The sequence below is a fragment of the Halomonas sp. CKK8 genome, assembly GCF_029625235.1.
GTDB classification, from domain to species: domain Bacteria; phylum Pseudomonadota; class Gammaproteobacteria; order Pseudomonadales; family Halomonadaceae; genus Halomonas; species Halomonas ventosae.
Genome location: NZ_CP121193.1, coordinates 3,963,674 through 3,990,438, shown reverse-complemented (window position 1 = coordinate 3,990,438; position 26,765 = coordinate 3,963,674). Strand labels below are relative to the sequence as shown.

Annotated in this window: 28 protein-coding genes; 19 read left to right on the top strand and 9 right to left on the bottom strand. The window is 66.2% G+C overall.

From position 1 onward, the window contains the following. Positions 1-508 precede the first annotated feature (508 nt). The 4 genes from rpmH to mnmE all read left to right on the top strand — a co-directional run bounded on the left by rpmH (position 509) and on the right by mnmE (position 4,445). Entirely contained in the window at positions 509-643 is a 135-nt protein-coding gene (gene rpmH / locus P8934_RS18780; RefSeq protein ID WP_010626003.1) for a 50S ribosomal protein L34, read from the top strand. A 13-nt stretch (positions 644-656) separates the two neighbouring features. Further along, a complete protein-coding gene (gene rnpA, locus P8934_RS18775) occupies positions 657-1,073 on the top strand; it encodes a ribonuclease P protein component (RefSeq protein ID WP_278032355.1) in 417 nt (138 codons plus the stop codon). Positions 1,074-1,277: 204 nt separating this feature from the next. Next, entirely contained in the window at positions 1,278-2,975 is a 1,698-nt protein-coding gene (yidC, locus tag P8934_RS18770) for a membrane protein insertase YidC (RefSeq protein ID WP_278032354.1), read from the top strand. Between the two features lie 99 nt (positions 2,976-3,074). Next, the gene (gene mnmE / locus P8934_RS18765) at positions 3,075-4,445 is read left to right on the top strand and encodes a tRNA uridine-5-carboxymethylaminomethyl(34) synthesis GTPase MnmE (RefSeq protein ID WP_278032353.1); all 1,371 of its coding nucleotides are present in this window, start codon (positions 3,075-3,077) and stop codon (positions 4,443-4,445) included. A gap of 194 nt (positions 4,446-4,639) precedes the next feature. On the opposite strand, the gene rlmJ is transcribed toward mnmE, so the two are convergent. The 4 genes from rlmJ to rdgB all read right to left on the bottom strand — a co-directional run bounded on the left by rlmJ (position 4,640) and on the right by rdgB (position 8,101). Then, on the bottom strand, positions 4,640-5,488 hold the full coding sequence (rlmJ, locus tag P8934_RS18760; protein ID WP_278032352.1) for a 23S rRNA (adenine(2030)-N(6))-methyltransferase RlmJ: 849 nt from the start codon (positions 5,486-5,488) through the stop codon (positions 4,640-4,642). An 88-nt stretch (positions 5,489-5,576) separates the two neighbouring features. Beyond that, positions 5,577-6,260 (bottom strand): OmpA family protein, encoded by a 684-nt coding sequence (locus tag P8934_RS18755; protein ID WP_133637136.1) that lies wholly within the window; start codon positions 6,258-6,260, stop codon positions 5,577-5,579. Positions 6,261-6,290: 30 nt separating this feature from the next. After that, positions 6,291-7,493: a radical SAM family heme chaperone HemW gene (hemW, locus tag P8934_RS18750; protein WP_278032351.1), complete on the bottom strand. Its 1,203-nt coding sequence runs from the start codon at positions 7,491-7,493 to the stop codon at positions 6,291-6,293. Beyond that, positions 7,493-8,101, bottom strand: a complete 609-nt coding sequence (gene rdgB, locus P8934_RS18745) for an RdgB/HAM1 family non-canonical purine NTP pyrophosphatase (protein ID WP_278032350.1) — start codon at positions 8,099-8,101, stop codon at positions 7,493-7,495. Before rdgB ends, hemW begins: the two co-directional genes overlap by 1 nt. 408 nt (positions 8,102-8,509) lie before the next feature. Between rdgB and P8934_RS18740 the strand changes: the two genes are divergently transcribed. Then, positions 8,510-9,211, top strand: a complete 702-nt coding sequence (locus P8934_RS18740; protein ID WP_278032349.1) for a LuxR C-terminal-related transcriptional regulator — start codon at positions 8,510-8,512, stop codon at positions 9,209-9,211. Between the two features lie 7 nt (positions 9,212-9,218). Here P8934_RS18740 and P8934_RS18735 read toward each other — a convergent pair whose 3' ends face one another. From P8934_RS18735 to P8934_RS18715, 5 genes are all read right to left on the bottom strand, one after another. After that, positions 9,219-10,466 (bottom strand): bifunctional aminoglycoside phosphotransferase/ATP-binding protein, encoded by a 1,248-nt coding sequence (locus P8934_RS18735; RefSeq protein WP_278032348.1) that lies wholly within the window; start codon positions 10,464-10,466, stop codon positions 9,219-9,221. A gap of 30 nt (positions 10,467-10,496) precedes the next feature. Beyond that, entirely contained in the window at positions 10,497-11,786 is a 1,290-nt protein-coding gene (gene hemL / locus P8934_RS18730) for a glutamate-1-semialdehyde 2,1-aminomutase (RefSeq protein WP_133637141.1), read from the bottom strand. Between the two features lie 176 nt (positions 11,787-11,962). Further along, positions 11,963-12,823, bottom strand: coding sequence for a hydroxymethylpyrimidine/phosphomethylpyrimidine kinase (locus P8934_RS18725; RefSeq protein WP_278032347.1), 861 nt, complete (start codon positions 12,821-12,823; stop codon positions 11,963-11,965). Then, a complete protein-coding gene (hemJ, locus tag P8934_RS18720) occupies positions 12,823-13,254 on the bottom strand; it encodes a protoporphyrinogen oxidase HemJ (protein WP_278032346.1) in 432 nt (143 codons plus the stop codon). Before hemJ ends, P8934_RS18725 begins: the two co-directional genes overlap by 1 nt. A 9-nt stretch (positions 13,255-13,263) precedes the next feature. Then, positions 13,264-15,036, bottom strand: coding sequence for a chloride channel protein (locus tag P8934_RS18715; protein WP_278032345.1), 1,773 nt, complete (start codon positions 15,034-15,036; stop codon positions 13,264-13,266). 128 nt (positions 15,037-15,164) lie between these two features. On the opposite strand from P8934_RS18715, the gene argC reads away from it, so the two are divergent. The 14 genes from argC to P8934_RS18645 all read left to right on the top strand — a co-directional run bounded on the left by argC (position 15,165) and on the right by P8934_RS18645 (position 26,759). Continuing rightward, entirely contained in the window at positions 15,165-16,199 is a 1,035-nt protein-coding gene (argC, locus tag P8934_RS18710) for an N-acetyl-gamma-glutamyl-phosphate reductase (protein ID WP_278032344.1), read from the top strand. Between the two features lie 103 nt (positions 16,200-16,302). Then, complete coding sequence (erpA, locus tag P8934_RS18705) at positions 16,303-16,656, top strand: iron-sulfur cluster insertion protein ErpA (protein ID WP_278032343.1); 354 nt, start codon at positions 16,303-16,305, stop codon at positions 16,654-16,656. 114 nt (positions 16,657-16,770) lie between these two features. Further along, the gene (locus P8934_RS18700; protein WP_278032342.1) at positions 16,771-17,538 is read left to right on the top strand and encodes a transporter substrate-binding domain-containing protein; all 768 of its coding nucleotides are present in this window, start codon (positions 16,771-16,773) and stop codon (positions 17,536-17,538) included. 110 nt (positions 17,539-17,648) lie between these two features. Next, positions 17,649-18,320, top strand: coding sequence for an amino acid ABC transporter permease (locus P8934_RS18695; RefSeq protein ID WP_133637148.1), 672 nt, complete (start codon positions 17,649-17,651; stop codon positions 18,318-18,320). 12 nt (positions 18,321-18,332) lie between these two features. Continuing rightward, positions 18,333-19,106, top strand: a complete 774-nt coding sequence (locus P8934_RS18690) for an amino acid ABC transporter ATP-binding protein (RefSeq protein ID WP_278032341.1) — start codon at positions 18,333-18,335, stop codon at positions 19,104-19,106. Between the two features lie 533 nt (positions 19,107-19,639). Further along, positions 19,640-21,544, top strand: a complete 1,905-nt coding sequence (mnmG, locus tag P8934_RS18685; protein ID WP_278032340.1) for a tRNA uridine-5-carboxymethylaminomethyl(34) synthesis enzyme MnmG — start codon at positions 19,640-19,642, stop codon at positions 21,542-21,544. Then, on the top strand, positions 21,541-22,197 hold the full coding sequence (gene rsmG / locus P8934_RS18680) for a 16S rRNA (guanine(527)-N(7))-methyltransferase RsmG (RefSeq protein WP_278032339.1): 657 nt from the start codon (positions 21,541-21,543) through the stop codon (positions 22,195-22,197). Before mnmG ends, rsmG begins: the two co-directional genes overlap by 4 nt. A gap of 37 nt (positions 22,198-22,234) precedes the next feature. Then, on the top strand, positions 22,235-23,005 hold the full coding sequence (locus P8934_RS18675; protein WP_106231169.1) for a ParA family protein: 771 nt from the start codon (positions 22,235-22,237) through the stop codon (positions 23,003-23,005). A gap of 41 nt (positions 23,006-23,046) precedes the next feature. Further along, positions 23,047-23,961, top strand: coding sequence for a ParB/RepB/Spo0J family partition protein (locus P8934_RS18670; protein WP_278032338.1), 915 nt, complete (start codon positions 23,047-23,049; stop codon positions 23,959-23,961). A 180-nt stretch (positions 23,962-24,141) separates the two neighbouring features. After that, positions 24,142-24,525, top strand: coding sequence for an ATP synthase subunit I (locus tag P8934_RS18665; RefSeq protein ID WP_278032337.1), 384 nt, complete (start codon positions 24,142-24,144; stop codon positions 24,523-24,525). 24 nt (positions 24,526-24,549) lie between these two features. Further along, entirely contained in the window at positions 24,550-25,374 is an 825-nt protein-coding gene (atpB, locus tag P8934_RS18660) for a F0F1 ATP synthase subunit A (protein WP_278032336.1), read from the top strand. A 63-nt stretch (positions 25,375-25,437) separates the two neighbouring features. After that, positions 25,438-25,665, top strand: coding sequence for a F0F1 ATP synthase subunit C (gene atpE, locus P8934_RS18655; RefSeq protein WP_023006402.1), 228 nt, complete (start codon positions 25,438-25,440; stop codon positions 25,663-25,665). Positions 25,666-25,740: 75 nt separating this feature from the next. Next, a complete protein-coding gene (locus P8934_RS18650; protein WP_106231173.1) occupies positions 25,741-26,211 on the top strand; it encodes a F0F1 ATP synthase subunit B in 471 nt (156 codons plus the stop codon). A gap of 11 nt (positions 26,212-26,222) precedes the next feature. Next, on the top strand, positions 26,223-26,759 hold the full coding sequence (locus P8934_RS18645; RefSeq protein ID WP_133637155.1) for a F0F1 ATP synthase subunit delta: 537 nt from the start codon (positions 26,223-26,225) through the stop codon (positions 26,757-26,759). Positions 26,760-26,765 lie beyond the last annotated feature (6 nt).

Here is a 26,765-nt window from a genome sequence, read left to right as displayed (position 1 = left end):
CGACCTCACCATTGCATTGAAAACGACCGCCTATTGTATCGTTCAGGCGACGGGTTATCCACATGCCCCATGCCGCGATACGGTCTGTGGAAAACCCCTGCGCGACCCGCAACGAAACCCTTTTCGGCATGATGCACGACCCGCGCAGGTCGCCTCTACCTGCCGGGCGTCAGGGCAGGCAATCCCCGCCGCATCCCCACCTTGTCCACAGCAACTCTTTATCTCTAACATATTGATTAAAAATGGTTATACTGGCTTGATCACAATACATATCCCCAATAGTGATAACAGGGCGCGTCCCCTGCCGGTGATTGCCGGAGGGCGCGACGAGAGGACAGCGGGGCGCCATGCCCGGCCGGCAGCATCGGGACGCACGGAAGAATTGCACCGCGGGCCTGAAATCACTACAATTTCCGGTCTTGAACCGAATACCCCCGGGTCCGCCAGCGGCATCCGGATGTCTCCGAATGATCGATTCGTTCCGAAAACCACGTGGGAATAACGAGTTATGAAACGTACTTTTCAACCCAGCGTCCTCAAGCGCAAGCGCGTGCATGGCTTCCGTGCACGCATGGCCACCAAGAATGGTCGTGCCGTACTGGCCCGTCGCCGTGCCAAGGGCCGTAAGCGCCTGAGCGCCTGACTGCGGCCCTCGCGTGTCCAGTCAGGGCTATCCCCGGCAGCTGCGACTGCTGACCGCCGGGGATTATCGACGTGTCTTCGAAACGGCTGCATTCAAGGTCCACGGCAAGGGGCTGATGGCCCTCGCCTCTCCCAACGAGCGAGGTCATCCGCGACTCGGCCTGATCTTCAGCAAGAAGAACGTCCGCAGAGCCGTCGACCGAAACCGCCTCAAGCGCATCGTGCGTGAATCCATCCGGCTTCAGCAGCACCGCTTGCCCTCGGTGGATATCGTGGTGCTGGCAAGACGAGGAGTCCATGAACTGGACAATGCCACCGTGCATCGCCAGCTCCACGGGATGTGGCGTCGCCTGGAGCGAGAGGCGCGCAAGTCGTCCCCCGGGATGGACTCGCCCAGCCCGGAGAGCGGTAACGCGGGCCGCGCACGGTGACCGGCACCCTAGCGTGCCGGTGCACCCCGGAGCCGGCATGGACATGACCACTGCCTGCCTCGTTGCGCCCCTCCACGCTGACGCCTCGGATGCAGCCAGCCTGCACGCGTTGTCCAGCCTGCCTTCGGCAGGCTTTCGTGTATCTCGGGTGGGCGACCTGCGTTGCGCCATCGGAATGTTCACTACCCATCGGGCAGACCCCTCATGGACGTAAAACGACTTCTCCTCGTGATTCCCCTGGCGGTACTCGCGTACCTGCTGATCGTGCAGTGGAATCAGGACTACGGACAGGTGACCCCTGAGCCGCAAGCTCCCGCCATCACCAGCAGCGCTCCGGAAGGGTCCCGCCAGGACCCCGCATCCACGGGCAGCGACGACCTCTCGGTCCCGGCGACTGCCGGCCCGGCGGACGACATGACCGGCGAGATTCCCGGCGAGCCCGCCTCTGCGTCGGGCAGCCGTGACCTGGTGGCCGTCGTCACCGACGTGCTCGATGTCCGCATCGACCCCCAGGGGGGAGACATCGTCTACGCGGCGCTGCCCCAGCACCGCTTCAGCCTCGACTCCGAGCGCCCCTATGTGCTGCTCTCCGACAGCGAGGGTCGCAGCTATGTGGCACGCTCCGGCCTTCAGCTCGAGGGCCACGAGGGCCGCATCACCTTCACCCCCGAGGCGACCGAATACCGGCTGGGCGAGAACGACGAGCGACTCGAGGTTGACCTTGCCGCCGAAGTGAATGGCGTGGAGGTGATCAAGCGCTTCACCTTCGAGCGTGACAGCTACGCGGTGGACGTGAACTACTACCTGGCCAACAACACCGAGCAGCCCGTCACGGCCCGTTTCATCGGCCAGCTGGCCCGCGACAACAGCAGCGACCCCTCCAGCGGACCGGCCCTGGGCATGCAATCCTTCCTGGGCGCAGCCTACTCCACCCCGGAGGATCGCTACCTCAAGGTCGACTTCGAGGAGATCCAGGAAGGCGCCTTCAACAACCGCGATGTCGAGGGGGGCTGGGTCGCTATCATCCAGCACTACTTCACCTCGGCCTGGGCACCCGCCCAGAACCAGCAGAACCTCTACTACGCCACCACCGACTCCCGCGGCCGCAACGTGGCGGCCTTCGCCGGCCCCACCAGCAGCGTGGCCGCCAGCGGCGAGGCGACGCTGGGGGCGACCCTCTACATGGGCCCCAAGGTGCAGGAGCGACTGGAGGCCGTGGCCCCCCACCTGGAACTGACGGTGGACTTTGGCTGGCTGTGGTTCATCGCCAACCCGCTGTTCTGGCTGCTGGACCAGATCCATGACCTGATCGGCAACTGGGGCTGGTCCATCGTCCTGCTCACCCTGCTGGTGAAGCTGGCCCTCTGGCCGCTCTCCGCCAAGGCCTACAAGTCCATGGCCCGCATGCGCAAGCTGGGCCCTGAGATGCAGCGCCTCAAGGAGCAGTTCGGCGACGATCGCCAGAAGATGTCCCAGGAGATGATGAAGTTCTACCAGAAGGAGAAGATCAATCCCCTGGGCGGCTGCCTGCCGATCCTGGTGCAGATGCCGGTGTTCATCGCCCTCTACTGGATGCTGCTGGAATCCGTGGAACTGCGTCACGCCCCCTTCATGTTCTGGATCCAGGACCTCTCGGTGAAGGATCCCTACTTCATCCTGCCGATCCTGATGGGCGCCTCGATGTTCGTCCAGCAGATGCTCAACCCGACACCTCCGGACCCGATGCAGGCGAAGATCATGAAGATGCTGCCGATCGTCTTCACCTTCTTCTTCCTGTGGTTCCCGGCGGGCCTGGTCATCTACTGGGTGGTCAACAACTGCATCTCCATCGTTCAGCAGTATGCAATCACCCGCAAGATCGAGGCCGACCCGAGTATCGGCAAGGGCATGAAGACCAAGTAGCCCGGTGCTTCTCCCGACACCCAGACCCCCGCTCCGGCGGGGGTCTGGCGTTTGCGGGGCCCGACCCGGAGAATATCCCTTCCAGCAGAGGAGCCGCCGATGACCGCCAGTCTCCACGATCAGGACACCATCACCGCCCTGGCCACGCCACCAGGCCGCGGCGGCGTGGGCATCATCCGCCTCTCCGGCCCCGTCTGCAGGACGATCGCCGAGGCCATGGTGGGCCACTGCCCGACCCCACGATACGCCCACTACGGCCCCTTCCGCGGCGAATCCGCGGTGATCGACGAGGGCATCGCGCTGTTCTTCCCGGGACCCCACTCCTTCACCGGCGAGGATGTCCTGGAACTCCAGGGGCATGGCGGTCCGGTGATCATGGACCTTCTGCTCGAGCGCTGCGTGCAGCTGGGGGCACGGCTTGCCCGCCCCGGGGAGTTCTCGGAGCGCGCCTTCCTCAACGACAAGCTGGACCTGGCCCAGGCCGAGGCCATCGCCGACCTGATCGAGGCCAGTTCCCGGGGGGCGGCCGAGAACGCCGTGCGCTCCCTGCAGGGCGAGTTCTCGCGTCGCGTGGCATCACTGGTCCAGCGGCTGATCGAGTTGCGCATGTACGTCGAGGCCGCCATCGACTTCCCCGAGGAGGAGATCGACTTCCTCGCCGACGGGCATGTCGCCAGCCGGCTGGCCGCGGTCCAGACGGAACTGGCCGAGGTGCGGGCCGCGGCCGGTCAGGGGGCCCTGATGCGGGAAGGGATGAGCGTGGTGATCGCCGGGCGTCCCAATGCCGGCAAGTCGAGCCTGCTCAATGCGCTGACCGAACAGGATACCGCCATCGTCACCGACATCGAGGGCACGACCCGGGACGTGCTGCGTGAGCATATCCACCTGGATGGCATGCCCCTTCACGTCATCGACACGGCCGGACTGCGCGATACCCCGGACGCGGTGGAGAAGATCGGGGTGGCCCGGGCCTGGGGGGAGATCGAGAAGGCCGACCGGGTGCTGCTGCTGGTGGATGCGGCCACCACCGATGCCATCGACCCCATGGCCATCTGGCCCGAATTCGTCGCACGCCTTCAGGACCCCTCGCGGCTGACGCTGGTGCGCAACAAGATCGACGCCAGCCACGAAGCCCCCGGCATCGATAACGACGCCACCACGCCGGTGATCCGGCTGTCGGCCCGGAGCGGCGCGGGGGTGGATGGCCTCAGGGAGCACCTCAAGTCGGTGATGGGCTATGCCGCCACCACCGAAGGGCGTTTCTCGGCCCGGCGACGCCACCTGGAGGCTCTCGACCGCGCCAGCCAGGCGCTCGCCAATGGCGAGGCGCAGCTCGCCGGCTACGGGGCCGGTGAACTGCTTGCCGAGGACCTGCGCGATGCCCAGCAGGCGCTGGGGGAGATCACCGGGGAGTTCAGCGCGGATGACCTGCTGGGTGAGATCTTCGGCAGTTTCTGTATCGGCAAGTAGCCGCTCCCGCAGGACCGCGCTGTCAGCGCGGTCGATACCACCCCCGCTGGGTGAGATCTTCGGCAGTTTCTGTATCGGCAAGTAGCCGTTCCCGCAGGACCGCGCTGCCAGCGCGGTCGATACCACCCCTGCTGGGCGAGATCTTTGGCAGTTCCTGTATCGGCAACTAGCCCATTACTGCAGGGACCACTCACCTACTCCTCCACCCACCAGTCGCCGGTATGGCGGCTGGTGGCCCCCAGCAGCGGCGTGACCTGGCGCATGGCAGCTTCCAACCGCGTATCCAGCCCCCAGGGGGGATTGATCACCAGCATGCCGCTGCCGACCATGCCGCGCTCGCCCTCCTTCGCCTCGCGCAGCCTCAGCTCGCTGCGCCAGATCTTGCGCAGGCCACCCTCGCGCAGCCCCTCCAGCAGCTCCCGATGGCGGCCAACCGGCAGCAGCGGGTACCACACCAGCACGACGGCATGTCGCGCCAGGCGCATGGCCTCGAGCAGCACCTCGGCCACTTCGCCATACTCCGCCTTGCGCTCGTAGCTGGGGTCGACCAGCACACAAAGCCGCGGGGTGGCCACCGGTAGTCGCTTCACCAGACCCTCGAGGCCGTCGCCATGGATGCGCTGCACATTGTCGGGCAGTGTCTGGCGAGCCAGGTGGCCATGCTCGCCGGGGTGCAGTTCGAAGAGCATCAGCCGGTCACTGGCACGCAAGCGATCCGAGAGCCACCAGGGCGAGCCGGGATAGTGGTCGAGCCGGCCGTCTCGCGCCTGGACCCGGCCAACAGCAGCGAGCCAGTCGCCGAGCAGCGGGTCATCACCCAGTCGCGCCCTCGCCTGCCATAGCCGGGCAATGCCCTCCCGGTACTCCCCCAGCCTCGCGGTCTCCTCGGCCGCCAGCGGGTAGAGACCGCGACCGGCATGGGTATCCAAGTACGTAACGGGTGATTTCTTACGTAATAAATGGTCGACCACCGCGAAGAGCGTCAGATGCTTGTGAACATCGGCGAAATTGCCCGCATGATAGGCATGCTGGTAGGAAAGCATGGAAGGAGATCCGTGAGTCGGCAAGACGAAAGGGCCCGCCACTGCATGGCAGCGACGGGCCCGGATGGTACGGCTTCAGGAAGCCGAGTTACTGCTGCTGGAAGCGGGACTCGATAGGTGTGAGGGTGATCTCCACCCGACGATTCTGGGCCCGGCCCTGCTCGGTGTCGTTGCTGGCCACCGGCTGGTTCTCGCCATAGCCGCGCATGGCCAGGCGGTTGCGTGATACGCCGGACTGGGCGAGGTAGGTGCCCACCGAATCGGCACGACGTTCGGAGAGCCGCTGGTTGTAGCTGGCGTCGCCGGTGCTGTCGGTATGGCCCGCGATGTTGACCTGCGTATCGGGGTACTGCTGCAGCACCGCGGCCACGTCATTGAGGGCATTGCGCGCATTGGGGGTCAGGTCGCTGGAGTCGAAGGCGAAGGTCACCTCGCTCGGCATGTTGAGCACGATATCGTCACCGCGACGATCGACACCGATTCCGGTGCCCTGCGTGCTCTGACGCAGCTGCTCCTCCTGACGATCCATGTAGGCGCCAATGCCACCGCCGGCAGCGGCCCCCACGGCAGCGCCGATCAGGGCGCGATCGCGACGGCTGGTGCTGCCGTCACCACTGAGGGCACCGGCAGCGGCACCCACGGCGGCGCCGATGGCCGCACCCGTCCCAGTCTGGCTACGCTGGGTCTCCCCGGTATAAGGGTCGGTGGTGGTACAGCCTACCAGCAGCGCGGCGGCGGCCAGAGGTGCTATCAGTCGGATGGATCTGCTCATGGTGTCCTCTTCTCCTTGGGTTGACGAGTGTCATCCTTCACTGACCCGATCATCATCGATCAGAGCCAGCAACTCGTTCAAGAATAGTAGACCCTGGGGTGATGCCCTAAGCCAGTCGGCATCTTCCACAAGAAGTCCTTTTTCACGGGCCAAGACCAGCCTGTCAAGCAGCGCCCGCGGCCCACGCCCCGTATGGGCCTGCCAGGTCGACAGGGGCACCCCCTCCACCAGGCGCAGGGCATTCATGGCGAACTCCAGCGGCAACTCGCGCTCCTCGATCTCGGTTCGACCCGCCACGAAGCCGCGCGGGTCGTCGAGGCGACGCAGATAGGCGTCGGGCAGGCGCGATTTCCAGCGGCGCTGGATCTGCAGGCCAGCGTCGTCCGGAACGCTGAGCTTGCCATGAGCACCGGCGCCGATCCCCAGATAGTCGCCGAAGCGCCAATAGTTGAGGTTGTGACGCGAGCTGCGTCCGACACGGGCATAGGCGGAAATCTCGTAGCGCTCCAGGCCCGCGGCCTCCAGGCGCTCGTGTCCCAAGTCCTGGATGTCCCACAGCACCTCCTCCTCGGGGAGCGAAGGCGGGAAGGCATGGAATTCGGTATTGGGTTCCAGGGTCAGCTGGTACCAGGAGAGATGCTCCGGGGAGAGGGAGAGCGCCCGGTCGAGGTCGTCCAGCGCCAGGGCCGGCGTCTGCTGCGGAAGTCCGTGCATCAGGTCGAGGTTGAGGTTGTCGAAGCCCGCCTGACGCGCCTCCTCGACGGCCGCCACGGCATCGTCACCGCCATGGATACGCCCCAGGGCCGCCAGCTGTGCGTCCTGGAAGCTCTGCACGCCAAGCGACAGGCGGTTGATGCCCGCCGCCCGGTAGTGGGCGAAACGTCCTCGCTCCAGGGTCCCGGGATTCGCTTCCAGGGTGATCTCGATATCGGCGGCCAGCGGAAGCCGGCTTGCCACGGCCTGCAGCAGCCGTTCGTAGAAGCCGCCCGACATCAGGCTCGGGGTCCCCCCTCCGATGAAGATGCTCACCAGTTCGCGTCCCGCGACGAGCGGCAGGTCGGCCTCGAGATCCGCGATCAGCGCCTCGAGATAGCGGGCCTCGGGGAGCTCGGCGCGCTGCCCCACTCCATGGGAATTGAAGTCACAGTAGGGACACTTGCGCACGCACCAGGGGACGTGGACATAGAGCGACAGCGGTGGCATATCGAGTGCTGACAGGGCAGAGGCGCTCATCATTGCCCTTGCCCGACATCCATCGCCGCTACCAGCGCCTGCAGGGCCCGCCCCCGGTGGCTGAGCCGATTCTTCTGCTCGGCGGTGAGTTCGGCGGCAGTCGCGCCCTGATCGGGGAGCCAGAACAGCGGATCATAGCCGAAGCCCCCCTCGCCGCGGGGAGCCGGCAGGATCTCGCCTTCCCAGCTACGCTGCACGATAAGCGGCACCGGGTCCTCGGCATGGCGCAGCAGCACCAGCACGCACCAGTAGCGAGCTCGCCGATGCCCTTCAGGCACGTCGGTCAGGGATGCCAGCAGCCGGGCGTTGTTGCGCGCATCGCTCTTCGGCTCGCCGGCATAGCGCGCGGAGTAGATGCCGGGGGCCCCGTTCAGGGCATCGACCTCGAGGCCGGAATCGTCGGCCAGGGCCGGCAGCCCGCTAAGACGACTGGCTTCCCGGGCCTTGAGCAGGGCGTTCTCGACGAAGGTCAGGCCGGTCTCCTCGACATCGGCCACGCCGAAGTCGGCCTGGGGCCGCACGTCGAAGCCCAGCGGGGCGAGCAGCTGATGGAACTCGCGCAGCTTGCCGGTATTGCCACTGGCCAGGACCAGCAGGGCTGGGGTCATGGTCGATTCTCCAGACGATCAGGGATGGTCCATTCTACGAGCCGAGACCACCATGGGGAAACGGCCAGGCCGGGAAGATGAGGGGCAGGTCACTCATGAGGATGAGTTTTCTCATACATTATCGTGAGATGTGAAATCTCAAACTCGGGCGCATGAGGCTGAATTTCGTTGGCCGGTGGTCTCGACCGAAGCAGTAGGAAAGCCCCCTTCCGACGCCAACTCCTTGACCACGCTGGTTAACGGCTTATCTTGCGGCACAAAAAAATATAAAGGAATTTTATTATAACCAAAAGTTAGTAACGAAAGATTACATTCTGATCAAGACTAAGAGCCAGTGTGGCGCTTGTGCCACAAATGGCTGATTGCCTCATCATGAAGGTTAACCGCATCTTGCGAAGGGGTCGCACCATGGAACAGGGGAAGAGCCTGGTGTTGCTGGTCACCGCCAACAACCCTCAGTCACAACTCTTCATCAACTATCTCCACGACCAGCTCGACTGTCCGGTCTCGGTGGTCGCGCCGGGGACGGAGTGGAAGGGCAAGGATGCCTCGCCGACCGTGGTGCTGCTCGATGCGGATCATATCGACGAGGCGACCATGCAGCAGTGGCATGTCAAGGCGGCCGAGGCCGGTGACATGTCGCTGGCCGCCTTCAACCTGCGGGACGAGGAACATGCCGTCGAGGTCCTCTCGGCCATGAACCTGCAGGGGGTCTTCTATCGCAGCGATTCACTGGAGATGATCTGCAAGGGGCTTTCGATTCTGCTGGAAGGCAACCTGTGGATGTCGCGCTCGTTAATGACGCGCATGATCCAGTTCTTTCGCCGCCAGCAGCTCAACTCCTACCGGCCGGTCTGTGGCCTTACGCACCGCGAGCTGGAGATCATCGCCATGCTGGGCACGGGGGCCTCGAATATCGAGATCGCCGACCAGCTGTTCGTCAGCGAACACACCGTCAAGTCCCACCTCTACAACATCTTCCGCAAGATCAAGGTGCACAACCGCCTCCAGGCGGTGAACTGGGCCCGCCAGAACCTCGGCGCCCCGCCACCGCTGGTGGGACGCCGCCAGCGCGACACGTCCCACCAGGGCTCGCCTCACCCCAACTGACCGCACTTCAGGTCAAGCGCACGTGATCCTGGATCAGGCCCGCCAGGGTCTCGGCGGCATTGTCCGCCGTGGTATCGAGGTGCAGCAGGTGCAGGCGTTCCTCGTCACTGAAGGCCTCGCTGTCTGCCTGCTGGCGCGCCAGTATGGCCAGGCTCTCCTCGACCGGCACGCCGTGGCGCCGGGCGCGCTTGTCGATGCGCCGGCGCAGGGTGGCCTCATCGGCCTCGAAGCTGACCAGCAGCACCGGCAGGCCCCTGGCCTCGGCCTGCTGGCGCAGGAGATCACGCTGCTTCCGCTTGAGGAAGGTGCCGTCGACGCAGGTCGGGAAACCCGCCTCCAGCAAGGTGCCGGCGCATTCGGCCAGTCGACGGTAGGTGCGCTCGGTGGCCTCCCGGGCAAAGATGTCCACAGGTGGTCGTGACGAGACCGCCTGTGGATCGATATCGTGCAGCCGTCGCCGCTCCACATCCGAACAGAGGCGAACGGCCCCCAGGCGACCGACCAAGGTCCGGGTGAAACGGCTCTTGCCGCTGCCCGAGACGCCGATGCCGATGATCAGCGGCGGGAAACGGAACTCGGCATAGGCCTCTGCCAGTTCCAGGTAGCCCCGGCACTCCCGCATCGTCTCGGCCAGCAGGGCAGGGCGTTCGCCATCCTCACCGGCCGCCTGATGGCGCTGCAGGGCGCGTCGCGCACCGGACAGGGCCTCGACGACACGGAAGACCGAGAGCAGGCGAGCCAGCTCGTAGTCACCGGACCGGCGCAGGTAGCCATCGAGGGCCTGGCGAGCCAGGCCGGTCTCGCCATGGGATTCCAGCCCCACCAGCAGCGCCGCCAGGTCGCTGCCCGGATCGACGATGCTATCTCCCCCGGGTCCCAGGAGGTCCCGACCGATGGCATTGGCCAGCAGCACCCGGCCCTGGTCGCAGAGCCGACTGTCGGGCTGCGTGGTGGCCCAGCTCGCTGCCAGCAGCCGCTCCCGTCGCGCCAGGATGACCGGCGCCAGGCGGGCGAGGTCCTGCTCAAGCCACTGCCGGAGGCGGGCCAGACGCAGGCGATCCTCCTCCCCGGCCAGCAGCGGCTCGATGGCCGCGGTCTCCCCGTCGAGCCGTTCCCGGAGGGCGACCAGCCCCGCATCGTCGGGGCCAGTCGCTCCGGGCGAGCAGCGATGGAAGGCCACCAGCCGGTCGACCAGCTCCTCCAGCTGCAGCGCCTCCTCGCAGGAGGCCGCATGTTCGGCTTGTGTCTGGCGCATCTGGGGTCTCCCGCTATGGAGGGTAGGGTCTCAGGCCGGCTGCATCGCCGCGAATGCCTTCTCGGCGCCGTCCAGGGTGAGCTGGATGTCCTCGGGGGCATGGGCACTGGACATGAAGCCGGCCTCGAAGGCCGACGGCGCCAGGTAGACTCCCTGGTCGAGCATCAGGGAGAAGAAGCGACGGAAGGCATCGGCATCGCAGGCGGTGGCCTGGGCGAAGTTGTCGACCCGGCTCTGGCCGGTGAAGAAGACCCCGAACATGCCGCCGGCACGCTGGGTGATCATGTTGATACCCGCGGCATCGGCCCTCTCCTGGAGGCCATGGCAGAGGGTCTCGACCCGCTGCGCCAGGGCGTCATGGAAGCCCGGCTGGCGCAGCTTGCCGAGCAGCGTGATGCCCGCCGCCATGGCCAGCGGATTGCCGGAGAGGGTGCCGGCCTGGTAGACGGGACCGAGCGGGGAGATCACCTCCATGATCTCGCGACGACCGCCGAAGGCACCCACCGGCATGCCGCCACCGACGATCTTGCCCAGGCAGGTGAGGTCCGGCTCGATGCCGTAGTGGGCCTGGGCCCCGCCCATTGCCACGCGGAAACCGGTCATCACCTCGTCGAAGATCAGCACGCTACCGTGCTGGTCGCAGACGCGGCGCAGGGTCTCCAGAAAGCCTGGCTGCGGCGGGATACAGTTCATGTTGCCGGCCACCGGCTCGACGATGATGCAGGCCACCTCGCTGCCGATCTCCTCGAAGCACTGCTCCACGGCATCGGGATCGTTGTAGGAGAGGGTCACGGTGTGCTCGGCCAGGGAGGCCGGTACCCCGGGGGAGCTGGGTTCACCGTGGGTCAGGGCACCCGAGCCGGCCTTGACCAGCAGCGAGTCGGAGTGGCCGTGGTAGTTGCCCTCGAACTTGACGATCTTGTCGCGGCCGGTATAGCCCCGCGCCAGGCGGATGGCCGACATGGTCGCCTCGGTACCGGAATTGACCATGCGCACCATCTCGATGGAGGGGATCATCTCGCAGATCAGGTCGGCCATGGTGGTCTCGATGGCCGTGGGGGTGCCGAAGGAGAGGCCGCTGTCGAGCCGCTCACGCACCGCCCCCAGCACCTCGGGGTCGGCGTGGCCGGTGATCATGGGCCCCCAGGAGCCGACATAGTCGACATAGCGCTTGCCTTCCACATCATAGAGGTAGGCGCCCCGGGCACGCTCCATGAACACCGGGGGACGGTCCATCCCCTTGAAGGCGCGAACCGGCGAGTTGACCCCGCCGGGAATGTGGCGGCAGGCCTGCTCGAAGAGCTGTGCGGATGTGGTCATGTCAACCTCTTGCCCTGTTGATGCGTGCCCGATCTGACGGGCTGTGGATAGCTCTCTGGATAACCTTGTGGCAGGCGGTGAAGCGTCGGTGAATATCGTCAAACCTCGCTCGTCCATGCCTCTGCCGGGTTGGCCCCATTCTCGTCTCCCCGAGGGGCGATGGCCAGTCCGCCCCCTCATCCCGGCGGCGTCGCGGCGTCGATGGCAAGAAAGGCGGGCCTCGCCGGCAACTGCCAGAGCCGCCGCGGCAGCCGCTGGTCATGTCCCGGCTGCCAGCCGCTGGCCAGCGCCTGCCAGGTGAAGGCCTGCGCCTGCTCGCAGGCCGTGACCAGCGACTCGCCCGCCGCCAGGCGAGCCGCCAGGGCACTGGCCAGGGTACAGCCGGAGCCGTGGAAGCGCCCCGCGAGTCGCGGCCAGGTCCACTGCCGGCTGGTCTCCGGCGCATGCAGGGTGTGTTCCACCCGGTCGGCCGGCACCCGTCCCGCGGGGTGGTCGGTGCCGGTGACCAGCAGGGCCTGGCAGCCGAGGGACATCAACCTCACCGCCCGCTCGGTGTCATCGACGAATTCGGCACCCGCCAGGCGGGCCAGCTCCTGGCGGTTGGGCGTCAGGATATCCACATGCGGCAGCAGGTGATGGCACATGGCGTCGACAAGCTCGGCTGTGGACAAGTCACTGCCACCGCCGGCCCTGAGGACCGGATCCATCACCACCGGTACCCCTGGCCGACGTCGCAGGATATCCACCACGGCGTCCAGCACGGCGCCATCCGCGATCAGGCCGATCTTGATCGCGGCGATCTCGAAGTCGTCCAGGGCCGCCGACATGGCGAACAGGTCATCGGCGGGCACGGGCCTCACCGCGGTCACGTCCCGGCAGTTCTGCACCGTCAGCGCCGTGGGCACGGTCAACGCCCAGCCGCCGCAGGCCGCCACCGCCTCGCTATCGGCGACCAGGCCGGCGCCTCCGGTGGGGTCATGACCGGACAGCACCAGCACCGTCGGCAGGTGAGGGGAGAGTTCAGGAGAATCGGCCATCAGAACGGTTTCAGCACGGCCAGGAAGATGATCAGCAGCAGGGCGATCACCGGCAACTCGTTGAACCAGCGAAAGAACACATGGCCGCGTCGACAGCGCGCTTCGGCGAACTGCTTCAGGTAGATCAGGCAGACATGGTGATAGCCCACCAGCAACGCCACCAGCAGCAGCTTGGCATGGATCCAGCCCTGGGCGAGCCAGGCAGGATTGAGCACCAGCAGGGCGCCCCCGAACAGCAGCACAGCGATCATCGACGGGGTCATGATCCCGCGGTAGAGCTTGCGCTCCATCACCAGGAAGTGATCGATGGCCTGCTGCTCGCCCCTGTCCCGGGCCATGGCGTGGTAGACGTACAGGCGTGGCAAGTAGAACAGGGCGGCGAACCAGGTCACCATGGCCACCAGGTGCAGGGCCTTCATCCACAGATACATGACGACTCCTCAGCCGTGGGTCGAATCGGAAAAGCGGTAGTAGCGCTCGATGGCGTCGCGGGTGATGATACCGGAAATCCGCTTCTGCTTCGGCCGGTGACCGTGCTCCACGTATAGGGCATCCAGCGCCTTGTCGTTGAGTCGTTCGAAGGCTTCGGAGAGCGTCGCCTGCAGGTGGATCGGTGCCATGTCCAGGCGCTGACCAGGAATCTCCAGCAGGTCCAGCAGGGCACTGTCGTCCTCCGACTCGGGCTCGTCATGCTCCAGCAGCCAGCGGGCCAGGTCGGCCGCCTTGAGCGCCAGGGTCGGCTTGTCGTCCGTTGAACGCTCGATCAGCACCCAGGCAGGGTTGGACTCGAGCAGGGCACTGGCCTGGTCACGGGTCACCATGCGCGAGGTGCGCACCAGGCTGCGCTCCATCACCGCCGGGACCGAGACCCGGGACAGCGCCTGCATCAGGGGTTGTTGCAGCGGGTGCAGCCCCTGGCGGGTCTGGGTGAGGAAGAACCCCTGGCTGCGGCTCAGCTGCCGAGACGTGAGGCTGGCCACCACCACCGCCAGCATCCCCGGCATGATGATGCCGGGAGTATGGGTGAGCTCGAGCAGGGCCATCAGGGCTGCCAGGGGCGCCTGCAGCACGGCCCCCATCATGGCGGCCATGCCCAGCAGAGCATAGACCTCGGGTGCCGAGGCCCCCACCGGCAGCAGGGCCTGGCCGGCCAGGCCGCACAGGGCACCGGCCGCACCGCCGACCACCAGGATGGGGCCGATGATGCTGATCGGGATGCCACAGGCCACGGTGAAGGCCGTGAGCAGCAGCTTGCCGATGGCCACCGCTAGCAGCACGTCCACCGCGGCGGCCCCGCCCAGCGCCAGCTGCAGCGTGTCATAGCCCATCCCCTGCACCTCGGGGTACCACCAGGCCACCCCTGCCACCGCCAGTGCCGCCAGGGCGAAGCGCGGCGCCATGGGCAGGCGCTGAAGCCGCTCGTGCCCTCGGGCCACACGCACGAAGAGTGCCGCCAGCAGCCCGATCAGCAGGGCACTGGCCAGGATCCAGGGCAGGTCCAGCAGGGATCTCAGGTGCAGGTCGGGGATGCCGATGGCGGGTTCGGGCCCGTAGACCAGCTGGGCCACCACGGCACCCATGGAGGAGGCCAGGATCACCGGCATGAAGCCGATGATGGTGTACTCCATCATCACCACTTCCATGGCGAAGATGACGCCGGCGATGGGCGTGTTGAACGAGGCCGAAATGCCCGCCGCCGTGCCACAGGCCACCAGCACCCTGAGGCTGTTGTGGGGCAGGCGCAGGTACTGCCCGAGGCCGGTGGAAGCCGCCGCCCCCAGATGAATCGCCGGCCCCTCGCGACCGGCGGAAAGGCCACCGATCACCGACACCACGCCCACCCACCACTGGGCCAGCCAGTTGCGCAGCGGGAAGCGTCCCTGATGATAGGTCAGCCGGTCGATGACGTGGACCACCCCGATACGCCGTCCCTCCGGCGGCAGGCGAATGAGCCACAGGCCGATCAGGGCCGCCGCGACCAGGGGCATCAGCACCCGCAGGGCCGACGGCAGGGCCTCGAAGGCCTCGGGGTCGCCGTCGGGAAACAGCAGCAAGCCGCCCAGCGACAGCAGCAGGCGGAACACCACCATCAACCCGCCGGTCACCAGGCCCGACACCACGCCCAGCACGCAGAGCTGCGGCAGGGCATCGACGTTGGCCAGCTGGCGACGGAAGCCTTCCAGGCTGAAGTCGGGTAGCGAGAGACGCGGCACGGCGACGATCCTGTTCGACCTTGCTGGGGGGACCCGCCAGGCTGGGCCTGGGTAGGGCGCGTCTCTCTTGTGTATCATATCCGGGGACACAGGTCCCAGCGTCACGTCACCAACCCCAGGAGGCCATCGTGATCAAGGTCGGAATCGTCGGCGGCACCGGTTACACCGGCGTCGAACTGCTCAGGCTGCTGGCCCGTCACCCGGACGTGGCGGTGGAGGCCATCACCTCGCGCTCCGAGGCCGGCATGGCCGTCAGTGAGCTGTATCCCAACCTGCGCGGCCACTACGACGACTTGGCCTTCAGCGAGCCCGATGCCGACCGGCTGGCCCGCTGCGATGCCGTCTTCTTCGCCACCCCCCACGGCGTGGCCCATGCCCTCGCCGGCGAGCTGCTCGAACGGGGCACCCGGGTCATCGACCTCTCGGCCGACTTCCGGCTGCGCGATACCGAGGAGTGGTCCCGCTGGTACGGCCAGCCCCACGGCGCCCCAGAGCTGCTGGGCGAGGCGATCTACGGCCTGCCTGAGGTCAACCGCGAGCACATCCGCCAGGCACGACTGATCGCCGTGCCCGGCTGCTACCCGACTGCCGTGCAGCTCGGCCTGCTGCCGCTACTGGAAGCGGGCGTGATCGATACCGAACATGTCATCGCCGACTGCAAGTCCGGTGTCACCGGCGCCGGCCGAGGTGCCAAGGTACCCTCGCTGCTGGCCGAGGCCAGCGAGTCCATGAAGGCCTATGGCGCCTCGGGCCACCGCCACCTGCCGGAGATCCGCCAGGGGCTGGCCGATGCCGCCGGCGGCCCGGTGGGCCTGACCTTCGTGCCTCACCTGACGCCGATGATTCGCGGCATCCACGCCACCCTCTACGGCCGCCTGACCGCCGACCCCGGCGACCTCCAGGCGCTGTTCGAGCGGCGCTTCGCCGGTGAGCCCTTCGTCGACGTGATGCCGGCCGGCAGCCATCCCGAGACACGCAGCGTGAAGGGGGCCAACCTCTGCCGCCTGGCGGTCCACCGTCCCGGTGACGGCGATACCGTGGTGGTGCTCTCGGTGATCGACAACCTGGTCAAGGGCGCCTCGGGCCAGGCCGTGCACAACCTCAACCTGATGTTCGGCCTCGACGAGCTGGCCGGCCTCGACGCACCGGCCATCATGCCCTGAGCCGCACCATACGCGACTCGCCCCAGCAAAAGTTGACCCTTTTGCTGGGGATTGTGGATAATCCCCCCTGGCAAGACATTCATCGATCCAGGGGAGGTCACCCATGAGCGGTGCCGAATCCTTCGTTCCCACCCCCTTGTTGCTCTCGGACGGGGCCCGTGCCCGTCTCGCGGCGCTCATCGAGGAACAGGGCAACCCCCGGCTCAAGCTGCGGGTCTACGTCACCGGCGGTGGCTGCTCGGGCTTCCAGTACGGCTTCGACTTCGCCGAGGACATCGCCGACGACGACACCCTCGTCGAATTCGGCCAGGTGGCGCTGGTGGTCGACCCGCTCTCCTACCAGTACCTCGTCGGCTCCACCGTCGACTACGAGGAAGGGCTCGCCGGCGCCCGCTTCCTGGTGCAGAACCCCAACGCCACCACCACCTGCGGCTGCGGTGCCTCCTTCATGGTCTGACCGCCAGCGTTGGCTCAGCGGCGACAGCACGCTTTCCCCTCCACTTGACGCTTCCCCGGGAACTCGCCATGGTTTAGGGCGTAATCCACAACAAATTCTTCCATGGGGAATTGTATGAAACGCCAACTGAAGACCGCCTCCCTGGCCGCCAGCGTCGCTTTCGGGCTGGGGCTTGCCGGTGTGGCCAGCGCCGACAATCATGTCCTCGAGGTCGTCACCGACCCGAGTTTCGTGCCCTTCGAGATGATGGACCAGGAGACCGGCGAGATGGTCGGCTTCGACATGGACATCATCAGCGAGCTGGCCGAGCGTGCCGGCTTCGAGTACAACCTGCGCACCATGGACTTCAACGGCATCATCCCCGCCGTGCAGACCGGCAATGTCGACATCGCCATCGCCGGTATCACCATCACCGAGGAGCGCGAGGAGGTCGTCGACTTCTCCGATCCCTACTACGACAGCGGCCTGCGGATCCTGGTCGGCGCCAACGACAACAGTGTCGCGGAGCTCGAGGACCTGAAGGGCAAGAAGATCGGCACCAAGGTCGGCTCCACCAGCTACGACTTCCTCGAGAAGAACCTCGGCGACGAGGCCGACATCACCCCCTACCCGGGCAGCAGTGACATGTACATGGCCCTGCTCGGCGGCAGTGTCGATGCCGTCTTCTACGACGCCCCCAACGTCGGCTACTTCTCCAAGACCCGCGGCGAGGGTCGCGTCAAGGTCGTCGGCGACCTCTACGAGGGCCAGCAGTACGGCATCGCCTTCGCAGACGGCAGCGAATGGGTCGAGCCCGTCAACGAGGCCCTGGCCGCCATGAAGGAAGACGGCACCTACGACGAGATCCACGCCAAGTGGTTCGGTAGCGCCAGCGGCGAATGATCCCCTTCGCCTGCTGATCGCGGGGCCGGGTCAAGCGCCCGGCCTCGTTGCGTTGCGAACACCGCACGCTCCCCCCTGTCGTCACCCCTGCGTCTTGACGGAGAAACCTTGTGGACGTCACCTTCCAATTCGACTGGCAGGCGGCCTTTGCCTCCATTCCCCACCTGCTACCGGGGATTCCCTACACCCTGCTGATCTCCTTTGCGGGCCTGGCCATCGGCTTTCTCATCGGCATCATCTTCGGCCTGCTGCGTATCAGTCCCATCGCCTGGCTGCGGGTTCCCGCGATCACCTACATCGAGATCTTCCGTGGCACCCCGGTCCTCGTCCAGGTGCTGTTCATCTTCTACGGCCTGCCACAGCTGCTGGGTGGCCCGATCAATGCCCTGGTGGCCGGCATTGCCGCCATCGCCGTCAACTCCGGCGCCTACATCTCCGAGATCGTCCGCGGCGGCGTGCAATCCATCGACCGAGGCCAGAAGGAGGCCGGGCTCTCGCTGGGGCTCTCTCGACGCCAGACCTTCCGCTACATCATCTGGCCCCAGGCCTTCCGGCGCATGATCCCGGCGCTGGGCAACCAGGGCATCATCAGCATCAAGGACACCTCGCTGTTCTCGGTGATCGGGGTCGGCGAGCTGGTCCGTCAGGGCCAGGTCTACATCGCCACCACCTTCACTGCCCTGGAGGTCTACCTGATGGTCGCCATGCTCTATCTGGCGATCACGCTCTCCCTGTCGTTGGTGCTGCGCATCATCGAACGCAAGGGCCTGGCCGGACAATAAGGAAAGCGCGACATGAACCAAGACAAGTCCTCTTCCGGCGCCGACCCCATCGTGCGCCTCGACAAGGTCAACAAGTTCTTCGGCGACCTGCACGTACTGAAGGACATCGACCTGGAGGTCTCGCCCGGGGAAGTGGTGGTGATCGTCGGTGCCAGCGGCTCGGGCAAGTCGACGCTGATCCGCTGCATCAATGGCCTCGAGGAGTTCCAGCAGGGCCATATCGAGGTCGATGGCAACGAGCTGCTGCCCCATGGCAAGGCGGGCCAGGCACTGCAGAAGATCCGAACCGAGGTCGGCATGGTCTTCCAGCAGTTCAACCTCTTCCCGCACCTGAGCGTGCTCGACAACGTGACCCTGGCGCCCATGAAGGTGCGTGGCTGGAGTCGCGTGGATGCCATCGAGACGGCCGAACGGCTGCTCGAGCGGGTGGGCATCAGCGACCAGGCGGCCAAGTATCCCGGGCAGCTCTCCGGCGGTCAGCAGCAGCGTGTGGCCCTGGCGCGCGCCCTGGCGATGGAGCCGCGCCTGATGCTGTTCGATGAGCCGACCTCAGCGCTCGACCCGGAGATGATCGGCGAGGTCCTCGATGCCATGCGTGAGCTGGCGAAGGAGGGCATGACCATGATGATCGTGACCCACGAGATGGGCTTCGCCCGGGAGGTCGCCGACCGCGTGATCTTCATCCACCAGGGCGAGATCGCCGAGGAGGGGCCGCCCGAAGAGGTCCTGGATCACCCCCGCAACAAGCCGACCCAGCAGTTCCTGTCGAGGGTACTCAAGCACTGATCCCGCTCACAGGTACCCGCCCGAAAAGGCCCTGTCGTTATCGACAGGGCCTTTTTTTTGCCTGTGGACAGAAAATCCGCAAAAACGGGCTCCAACGGCCTGCAGCCCCTGTCACGCGTGGCACCGGACGGATCAACGCAGGTTGTTCACCATCACGGTGACAAGCCGGGTAGACAGCGGTGGACAAGCGGTGTCCGAGTCGGGCTGTGGACAAGCGAGCTTTCCGTCCACAGGCTCCCGACACCTCATCCGCAGCCAGTCACCCTCCTGTCCCGCCAGGAGTCAACAACGCAAGCTGTTGAAAAAAATGAAACTGATACGGTTATCCACGGAAAATGTCCACACCAGTAGTTACTACCACAACAGAACTTCTCTTTTATATTCTGTTTTATTGTTTAGGAGTGAAGAGAGGACCATCAGCCTGGGCAATCGGATGTGGAAAACCCTGACGATTACCCACAGGAGGTTTATACTGCCCCGCTGATTTCCACTCCTGACTGCAACATCGGCGCCAATGCGCCAAGAGGTGACCCTTGGAGTATCCCGACCGCTTTGACGTCATCGTCATCGGCGGCGGCCATGCCGGAACCGAAGCCGCCCTGGCCTCGGCCCGCATGGGCTGCCGGACCCTGCTGCTGACCCATAACATCGAGACCCTCGGCCAGATGTCCTGCAATCCCGCCATCGGCGGGATCGGCAAGAGCCATCTGGTCAAGGAGATCGACGCCCTGGGTGGTGCCATGGGCCTGGCAACCGACCAGGGTGGCATCCAGTTCCGCGTGCTCAATGCCCGCAAGGGACCGGCGGTACGTGCCACCCGGGCCCAGGCCGACCGGGTCCGCTACAAGGCGGCGATTCGCACCATGCTGGAGACCCAGGCCAACCTGACGCTATTCCAGCAGGCGGCGGGCGACCTGATCGTCGAGGGTGATACCGTGCGCGGCGTGGTCACCGAGACCGGTATTCGCTTCATGGCCGAGACCGTGGTGCTGTGCACCGGGACCTTCCTCGGCGGGGTGATCCATATCGGCCTCGACACCAGCCGTGGCGGCCGCGCCGGGGACCCGCCCTCCAACGCCCTGGCGGAACGCCTGCGGGCGTTGCCGTTCCGGGTCGACCGCCTGAAGACGGGAACGCCGCCCCGGCTCGACGCCAAGAGCGTCGATTACTCGCGTCTCGAGGAGCAGCCCGGCGACAGCCCGACGCCGGTGATGTCCTACCTCGGCAACCGCGGGATGCACCCCCGGCAGGTGAGCTGCCATATCGCGCACACCAACGAGCGCACCCACGAGATCATCCTCGCCAACCTCGACCGTTCACCGATGTACTCCGGGGTGATCGAGGGGGTCGGGCCACGCTACTGCCCCTCCATCGAGGACAAGGTGCATCGCTTTGCCGACAAGGCGAGCCATCAGGTGTTCATCGAACCGGAAGGCCTCGACACCCACGAGCTCTACCCCAACGGGATCTCCACCTCGCTGCCCTTTGACGTGCAGCTGCAGGTGGTGCGCTCCATCGAGGGACTGGAGAACGCCCATATCACCCGGCCGGGTTATGCCATCGAGTATGACTTCTTCGATCCTCGGGACCTGCGTCACTCCCTGGAAACGAAGTTTATCCACAACCTCTATTTCGCCGGCCAGATCAACGGCACTACCGGTTACGAGGAAGCGGGTGCCCAGGGGCTGCTGGCCGGCCTCAACGCCGCGCGGCGGGCCCGCGGGCTGGAGGCCTGGTCACCGCGTCGCGACGAGGCCTATCTCGGCGTGCTGGTCGATGACCTGATCACCCTCGGGACCAGGGAGCCCTACCGCATGTTCACCTCGCGGGCCGAATACCGCCTGCTGCTGCGCGAGGACAACGCCGACATGCGACTCACCGAGACCGGTCGCGAACTCGGCCTGGTGGACGATGCCCGCTGGGCGGCCTTTGCGGCCAAGCGCGAGGCGGTGGAGCGCGAGAGCGCACGGCTCAAGGCCAGCTGGGTTCAGCCGGGCTCCCCGGCGGCCGCCCGGGTCGAGGCCAGGACCGGCACGCCACTGGCGCGCGAATACAGCCTCATGGACCTGCTGCGGCGCCCTGAGCTCGCCTATGGCGACCTCGCCGACCTGCCCGGCATCGAAGGGCGAGCGGTCGAGGACGAGGCGGTGGCCGACCAGGTCCAGATCCAGGCCAAGTACCAGGGCTATATCGATCGGCAGCAGAACGAGATCGACAAGCTCAAGCGCCACGAGGCCACGCCGCTGCCGGCCGACCTCGACTACCAGCGGGTCGAGGGGCTGTCCCACGAGATCCGCCAGAAGCTCGAGGAGGCCCGCCCCGAGACCCTGGCCCAGGCCGGACGCATCTCCGGGGTGACCCCGGCGGCGGTCTCGATCCTGCTGATCCACCTCAAGAAGCGGCGACTCCTCGACGACAGCCGGGCGGCCAGCGCATGACCTCGAGCGAGCAGATCGTCGAGGCGCGCCTCGATGGCGGACTGGCGGCGCTGGGTATCGCCGTGGATGACAAGCAGCGGCATCGGCTGCTGGCGCTGGTGGGACTGTTGCACAAGTGGAACCGCGCCTATAACCTCACCGCGGTACGCACGCCGGAGGAGATGGTGACCCGCCACCTCCTCGACAGTGCCGCGGTGCTGCCCTTCGTGCAGGGCCCGGAGCTGCTTGACGTGGGCTCGGGCCCCGGGCTACCGGGACTGGTGCTGGCGATCCTCGACCCGAGCCTCGCGGTCACGCTGCTCGACAGCAACGGCAAGAAGGTGCGCTTCCAGCGCCAGGCCGTGATGGAGCTGGGCCTTGGCAACGTGACCCCGGAGCAGGCCAGGGTCGAGGCCTTCGCGCCCGTCGCCGGGGGCTATGCCCAGGTGATCTCGCGGGCCTTCTCGAGCCTGGGCGATTTCATCGCGCTGACGTCGCGCCTGGTGGCGCCGGATGGCGAATGGCTGGCCATGAAGGGGCCCGCCGTGGATGATGAACTGGCCGGACTGCCCGAGGAGATCGTCGTGGCGGCACGACACGACCTCGCGGTGCCCTACGAGACCGGCAGCCGGCAGCTCGTGGTCCTTCGGCACCGGGATGTGACCCAGGCCTGACCCAGAGGCGTCTGTTTCCCCAGCAAGGGAGTTGCCCGTGACCAAGATCATAGCCTTGACCAACCAGAAGGGCGGCGTGGGCAAGACCACCACCGCCGTGAACCTAGCCGCCAGCCTGGCGGCCCTGGACCGCCGCGTGCTGCTGGTCGACCTGGACCCCCAGGGCCACGCCACCATGGGCAGCGGCGCCGACAAGCATGATCTGGATGGCAGCGTGCTCGACGTGGTGCTGGGCGAGAAGCGGCCCACCGAGGTGATCCTCGACTGCCCGCAGGCGGGCTATGCGCTGCTGCCCGGCAACGGTGACCTGACCGCCGCCGAGGTGGAGCTGCTCGACCGTCACGAGGGGCGCGAGCGCTGCCTGGTCAAGGCCCTGGAGGAGGTGGCCGGCGAATATGACGTGGTGCTGATCGACTGCCCACCGTCGCTGAACATGCTCACCGTCAATGCCCTGACCGCCGCCGACGGCGTGCTGATCCCGCTGCAGTGCGAGTTCTACGCCCTGGAGGGGCTGTCGGCGCTGCTCGATACCGTGGAGCAGATCAAGGACAGCGTGAACCCCCAGATCGAGATCTTCGGGATCCTGCGTACCATGTTCGATGCCCGCAACAGCCTCACCCGCGATGTCAGCAAGCAGCTGCGCGACTACTTCGGCGATGCGCTGCTCAAGACCACCATCCCGCGCAACGTGCGGGTCGCCGAGGCGCCGAGCCATGGGCTGCCGGTGACCAAGTACGCCCGCTTCTCGCGCGGCAGCCAGGCCCACCGGGTGCTGGCCAAGGAACTGATCCGGCGCCTGTCGCTGTAGGCCGGCCGCCGAATACCGCTGGTAGTGATGAGGGAATGTCGATGACGCGTAAACGCGCCCTGGGACGCGGCCTGGATGCCCTGATCGGTGCCAATGCCCGCCGCCGTGAAAGCCTTGACCTGCCCGAGGTCGACACGCGCGAGGCCACGCCGGTCGCGGAAATGCCGGAAAGCCCCGCCGAGGAGCGCCTCGAGCGGCTGCCGCTGGGGCAGCTCTCCCGCGGCAAGTACCAGCCGCGTCGTGACATCCAGCCCGAGGCCCTCGAGGAACTGGCCGATTCGATTCGCGCCCAGGGCGTGATGCAGCCCATCGTGGTCCGTCCCGTCGGCGAGGCACGCTACGAGATCATCGCCGGCGAGCGTCGCTGGCGCGCCGCCCAGCTCGCCGAGCTCGACGTGATTCCCGCGGTGATCCGCGAGGTCAGCGACGAGGTCGCGCTGGCCCTGGCGCTGATCGAGAACATCCAGCGCGAGGACCTCAACCCCGTCGAGGAGGCGATGGCCCTCAAGCGGCTGCTCGAGGAGTTTGCCCTCACCCAGCAGCAGGTGGCCGATGCCGTGGGCCGCTCTCGTGCCCAGGTGGCCAACCTGCTGCGGCTGCTGACGCTGGACCCCGAGGTGCAGACCCTGCTCGAGCGCGGCGACCTGGACATGGGCCACGCTCGCGCCCTGCTGGCGCTCTCCGGCGCCAAGCAGCGCAAGGCCGCCCATGAGGTGGTCAACAAGGATCTCACGGTTCGTGACACCGAGGCGCTGGTCAAGCGCCTGGCCAACGGGGAACCCGCCAAGCCGCGGCGCGAGGCGCCGTCCGCGGACGTGGCCGGCCTCGAGACGCGGCTCGCCGAGGTGCTCGGGGCGCCCGTCAAGATCCAGCATGGCCGCGGGGGCAAGGGGCGGGTGACCATCCGCTACGCCAGCCTCGACGAGCTCGACGGCATCCTGGAGCATATCCGGTGAGCCGAATGGGCGTGGGACATCGCCGGAACTGTCGACAATCCGTCCCCCTTTGGTCGAAGACGGATCTCATATTGCCGGAATCGCCGTCGCTCTGGTTGAAGGGGCGGGGGGGGTTCCCTATAATCCGCGGTTGTTTGCCTGTGGGTCGCGGTCCGTTGCACAGGACATGGCGAGTGAGACATGGCTAGCCACCCGGCGGCGAGACGGCGACCCAACTATCGCCGACTGCTGCAGGCTCAGGGAGGAGTCGTCGTCGCCATGGCGCTCCTCGGCCTGGTGGCAGGCGGGCAGGAGGCAGCCCTCTCGGCAGTGACCGGTGGTCTCGTCTGTCTTCTTCCCAATCTCTATTTCGTCTGGCGACTCGGCGTTCTGGGGGGCGGCCGACAGGCAAGGCGCTTCGTGTCCAGCTTCTATCGGGCCGAGGCGGGCAAGCTCGGTTTGACGGTGGCACTGTTCGCCCTGGTGTTCGCGTCAGTACCCCCCTCAAACCTGGCTTTTTTCTTTGGCGCATACGTGGCGGTCCACTTCATGCACTGGCTGGCTCCCTGGCTACTGCGTGGATGACCGACCCCAACGAGAGGCAGATCCATGGCTGGCAACAACCCCTCGCCGACCGAGTACATACAGCACCACCTGCAGAATCTGACCTTCGGCTATCACCCCGAGAACGGCTGGTCGATGGCACACTCCGCCGCCGAGGCGCAGGAGATGGGCTTCTGGGCCCTGCACCTGGATACCATGGGCTGGTCCATCGCCATGGGCGTGCTGTTCATCTGGCTGTTCCGCAAGGCCGGCAAGGTGGCGACCACCGGCGTGCCGGGCACCCTGCAGAACCTCGTCGAGATGGTCTTCGAGTTCGTCGAGAACACCGTCCACGGGGCCTTCCATGGCCGCAACCCGGTGATCGCGCCGCTGGCGCTGACGCTGTTCGTCTGGATCTTCCTGATGAACCTGCTCAAGCTGATCCCGGTGGACTATGTGCCCGAGATCTTCGTGCGCCTCGGCATCGACTACATGAAGATGGTGCCCACCACCGATCCCAATGCCACCCTGGGCATGGCGATCGGCGTCTTCCTGCTGATCATCTACTACAGTCTCAAGGTCAAGGGCGTGGGCGGCTTCGCCAAGGAGCTCTCGCTCACGCCCTTCAATCACTGGTCGCTGATCCCCTTCAACCTGATCATGGAAGTGATCGGCCTGCTGGTGAAGCCGCTCAGCCTCGGCCTGCGTCTCTTCGGCAACATGTTTGCCGGCGAGGTGATCTTCATCCTCATCGCCCTGCTGCCGTTCTGGGTGATGTGGACGCTGAACGTGCCCTGGGCGATCTTCCACATCCTGGTCATCACCCTTCAGGCCTTCATCTTCACCGTGCTGTCCGTCGTCTACCTGAGCCAGGCGCACGAACATCACTGAAACGCGCAACACTTGATCAACCCCCAACCTTGAACCTCAACTCGAGAAACTAGGAGCACCACCATGGAACTCGTCTACATTGCTGCCTCCCTCATGATCGGTCTGGGCGCCCTCGGTACTGGCATCGGCTTCGCCATCCTCGGTGGCAAGCTGCTGGAATCCACCGCGCGCCAGCCGGAGCTGGGCGACCAGCTGCAGACCAAGACCTTCCTGATGGCCGGCCTGCTGGACGCCGTGCCGATGATCGGTGTCGGTATCGCGATGTACCTGATCTTCGTTGTTGCCGGTTAACGTGCCGCATACCGGGCGCCCTGCGCTCGGTTTGCCTGTTTCCGGTCGCCACGAACCAGTCAGAGGTACATCCCTGTGAATATCAACATGACGCTTATCGGGCAGACGATCGCCTTCGCGATCTTTGTCTGGTTCTGCATAAAGTTTGTGTGGCCGCCGATCAGCAACGCGCTCCACGAGCGGCAGCGCAAGATCGCCGATGGCCTCGATGCGGCCAGCCGGGCTTCCCGCGACCTCGAGCTCGCCCAGGAGAAGGCGGACGCCACCCTGCGCGAGAGCAAGGAGCAGGCTTCCCAGATCCTCGAGCAGGCCAACAAGCGCTCCTCGCAGATGATCGAGGAGGCCCGCGAGCAGGCCCGCGCCGAAGGTGAGCGCATCGTGGCATCCGCGCGTGCCGAGATCGACCAGGAAGTCCAGCGTGCCAAGGACGAGCTGCGCGCCCAGGTATCGCACCTGGCGGTCTCCGGGGCCGAGCGGGTTCTTGAAGCCTCCGTCGACGAGAAGGCACATCGCAAGCTGCTCGACAAGCTTGCCGCCGAACTGTGAGGAGGTGACCCATGGCGGAACTGTCTACCGTCGCACGACCCTATGCCAAGGCAGCGTTCGACTATGCCCGTGACCAGCAGGTACTGGATGCCTGGTCCGGCTGGCTGGTCACGCTGGGTCGCGTCGTCGCCGTGCGTGATGTCGAGAAGCTTCTGACCCATCCGGGCCTGGCCGCCGAGCGCAAGGTGGCCCTGCTGCTGGAGCTGGCGGACATCGACATCGACGAGGCGGCGCGTCGCTTCCTCGACACCCTGGGCGAGAAGGGCCGCTTGCCGGCCCTGACGGCCATCGCCGAACAGTTCGAGCGGCTGCGCGCCGAGCTCGAGAAACGCGTCGATGTCACCGTGGTCTCGGCCTACCCGCTCGACGACAAGCAGCAGAACAAGCTCGCCGGTGCGCTCAAGAAGCGCCTGAATCGCGAAATCTCCATTACCACTCAGGTGGACTCCGCGCTTCTCGGTGGTGTCATCCTGCGTGCCGGCGACACCGTCATCGACGGGTCGGTACGCGGTCGACTGACACGCCTCTCCGAAGCCCTTACCGCCTGAGTCTGA

Bases quoted from the DNA above. Each gene is read 5' to 3' on its own strand.
- rpmH (WP_010626003.1), top strand. From the start codon at position 509: ATGAAACGTACTTTTCAACCCAGCGTCCTCAAGCGCAAGCGCGTGCAT.
- yidC (WP_278032354.1), top strand. From the start codon at position 1,278: ATGGACGTAAAACGACTTCTCCTCGTGATTCCCCTGGCGGTACTCGCG.
- mnmE (WP_278032353.1), top strand. From the start codon at position 3,075: ATGACCGCCAGTCTCCACGATCAGGACACCATCACCGCCCTGGCCACG.
- rlmJ (WP_278032352.1), bottom strand. From the start codon at position 5,488: ATGCTTTCCTACCAGCATGCCTATCATGCGGGCAATTTCGCCGATGTT.
- P8934_RS18755 (WP_133637136.1), bottom strand. From the start codon at position 6,260: ATGAGCAGATCCATCCGACTGATAGCACCTCTGGCCGCCGCCGCGCTG.
- hemW (WP_278032351.1), bottom strand. From the start codon at position 7,493: ATGAGCGCCTCTGCCCTGTCAGCACTCGATATGCCACCGCTGTCGCTC.
- rdgB (WP_278032350.1), bottom strand. From the start codon at position 8,101: ATGACCCCAGCCCTGCTGGTCCTGGCCAGTGGCAATACCGGCAAGCTG.
- P8934_RS18740 (WP_278032349.1), top strand. From the start codon at position 8,510: ATGGAACAGGGGAAGAGCCTGGTGTTGCTGGTCACCGCCAACAACCCT.
- P8934_RS18735 (WP_278032348.1), bottom strand. From the start codon at position 10,466: ATGCGCCAGACACAAGCCGAACATGCGGCCTCCTGCGAGGAGGCGCTG.
- hemL (WP_133637141.1), bottom strand. From the start codon at position 11,786: ATGACCACATCCGCACAGCTCTTCGAGCAGGCCTGCCGCCACATTCCC.
- P8934_RS18725 (WP_278032347.1), bottom strand. From the start codon at position 12,823: ATGGCCGATTCTCCTGAACTCTCCCCTCACCTGCCGACGGTGCTGGTG.
- hemJ (WP_278032346.1), bottom strand. From the start codon at position 13,254: ATGTATCTGTGGATGAAGGCCCTGCACCTGGTGGCCATGGTGACCTGG.
- erpA (WP_278032343.1), top strand. From the start codon at position 16,303: ATGAGCGGTGCCGAATCCTTCGTTCCCACCCCCTTGTTGCTCTCGGAC.
- P8934_RS18700 (WP_278032342.1), top strand. From the start codon at position 16,771: ATGAAACGCCAACTGAAGACCGCCTCCCTGGCCGCCAGCGTCGCTTTC.
- P8934_RS18690 (WP_278032341.1), top strand. From the start codon at position 18,333: ATGAACCAAGACAAGTCCTCTTCCGGCGCCGACCCCATCGTGCGCCTC.
- rsmG (WP_278032339.1), top strand. From the start codon at position 21,541: ATGACCTCGAGCGAGCAGATCGTCGAGGCGCGCCTCGATGGCGGACTG.
- P8934_RS18670 (WP_278032338.1), top strand. From the start codon at position 23,047: ATGACGCGTAAACGCGCCCTGGGACGCGGCCTGGATGCCCTGATCGGT.
- P8934_RS18665 (WP_278032337.1), top strand. From the start codon at position 24,142: ATGGCTAGCCACCCGGCGGCGAGACGGCGACCCAACTATCGCCGACTG.
- atpB (WP_278032336.1), top strand. From the start codon at position 24,550: ATGGCTGGCAACAACCCCTCGCCGACCGAGTACATACAGCACCACCTG.
- atpE (WP_023006402.1), top strand. From the start codon at position 25,438: ATGGAACTCGTCTACATTGCTGCCTCCCTCATGATCGGTCTGGGCGCC.
- P8934_RS18645 (WP_133637155.1), top strand. From the start codon at position 26,223: ATGGCGGAACTGTCTACCGTCGCACGACCCTATGCCAAGGCAGCGTTC.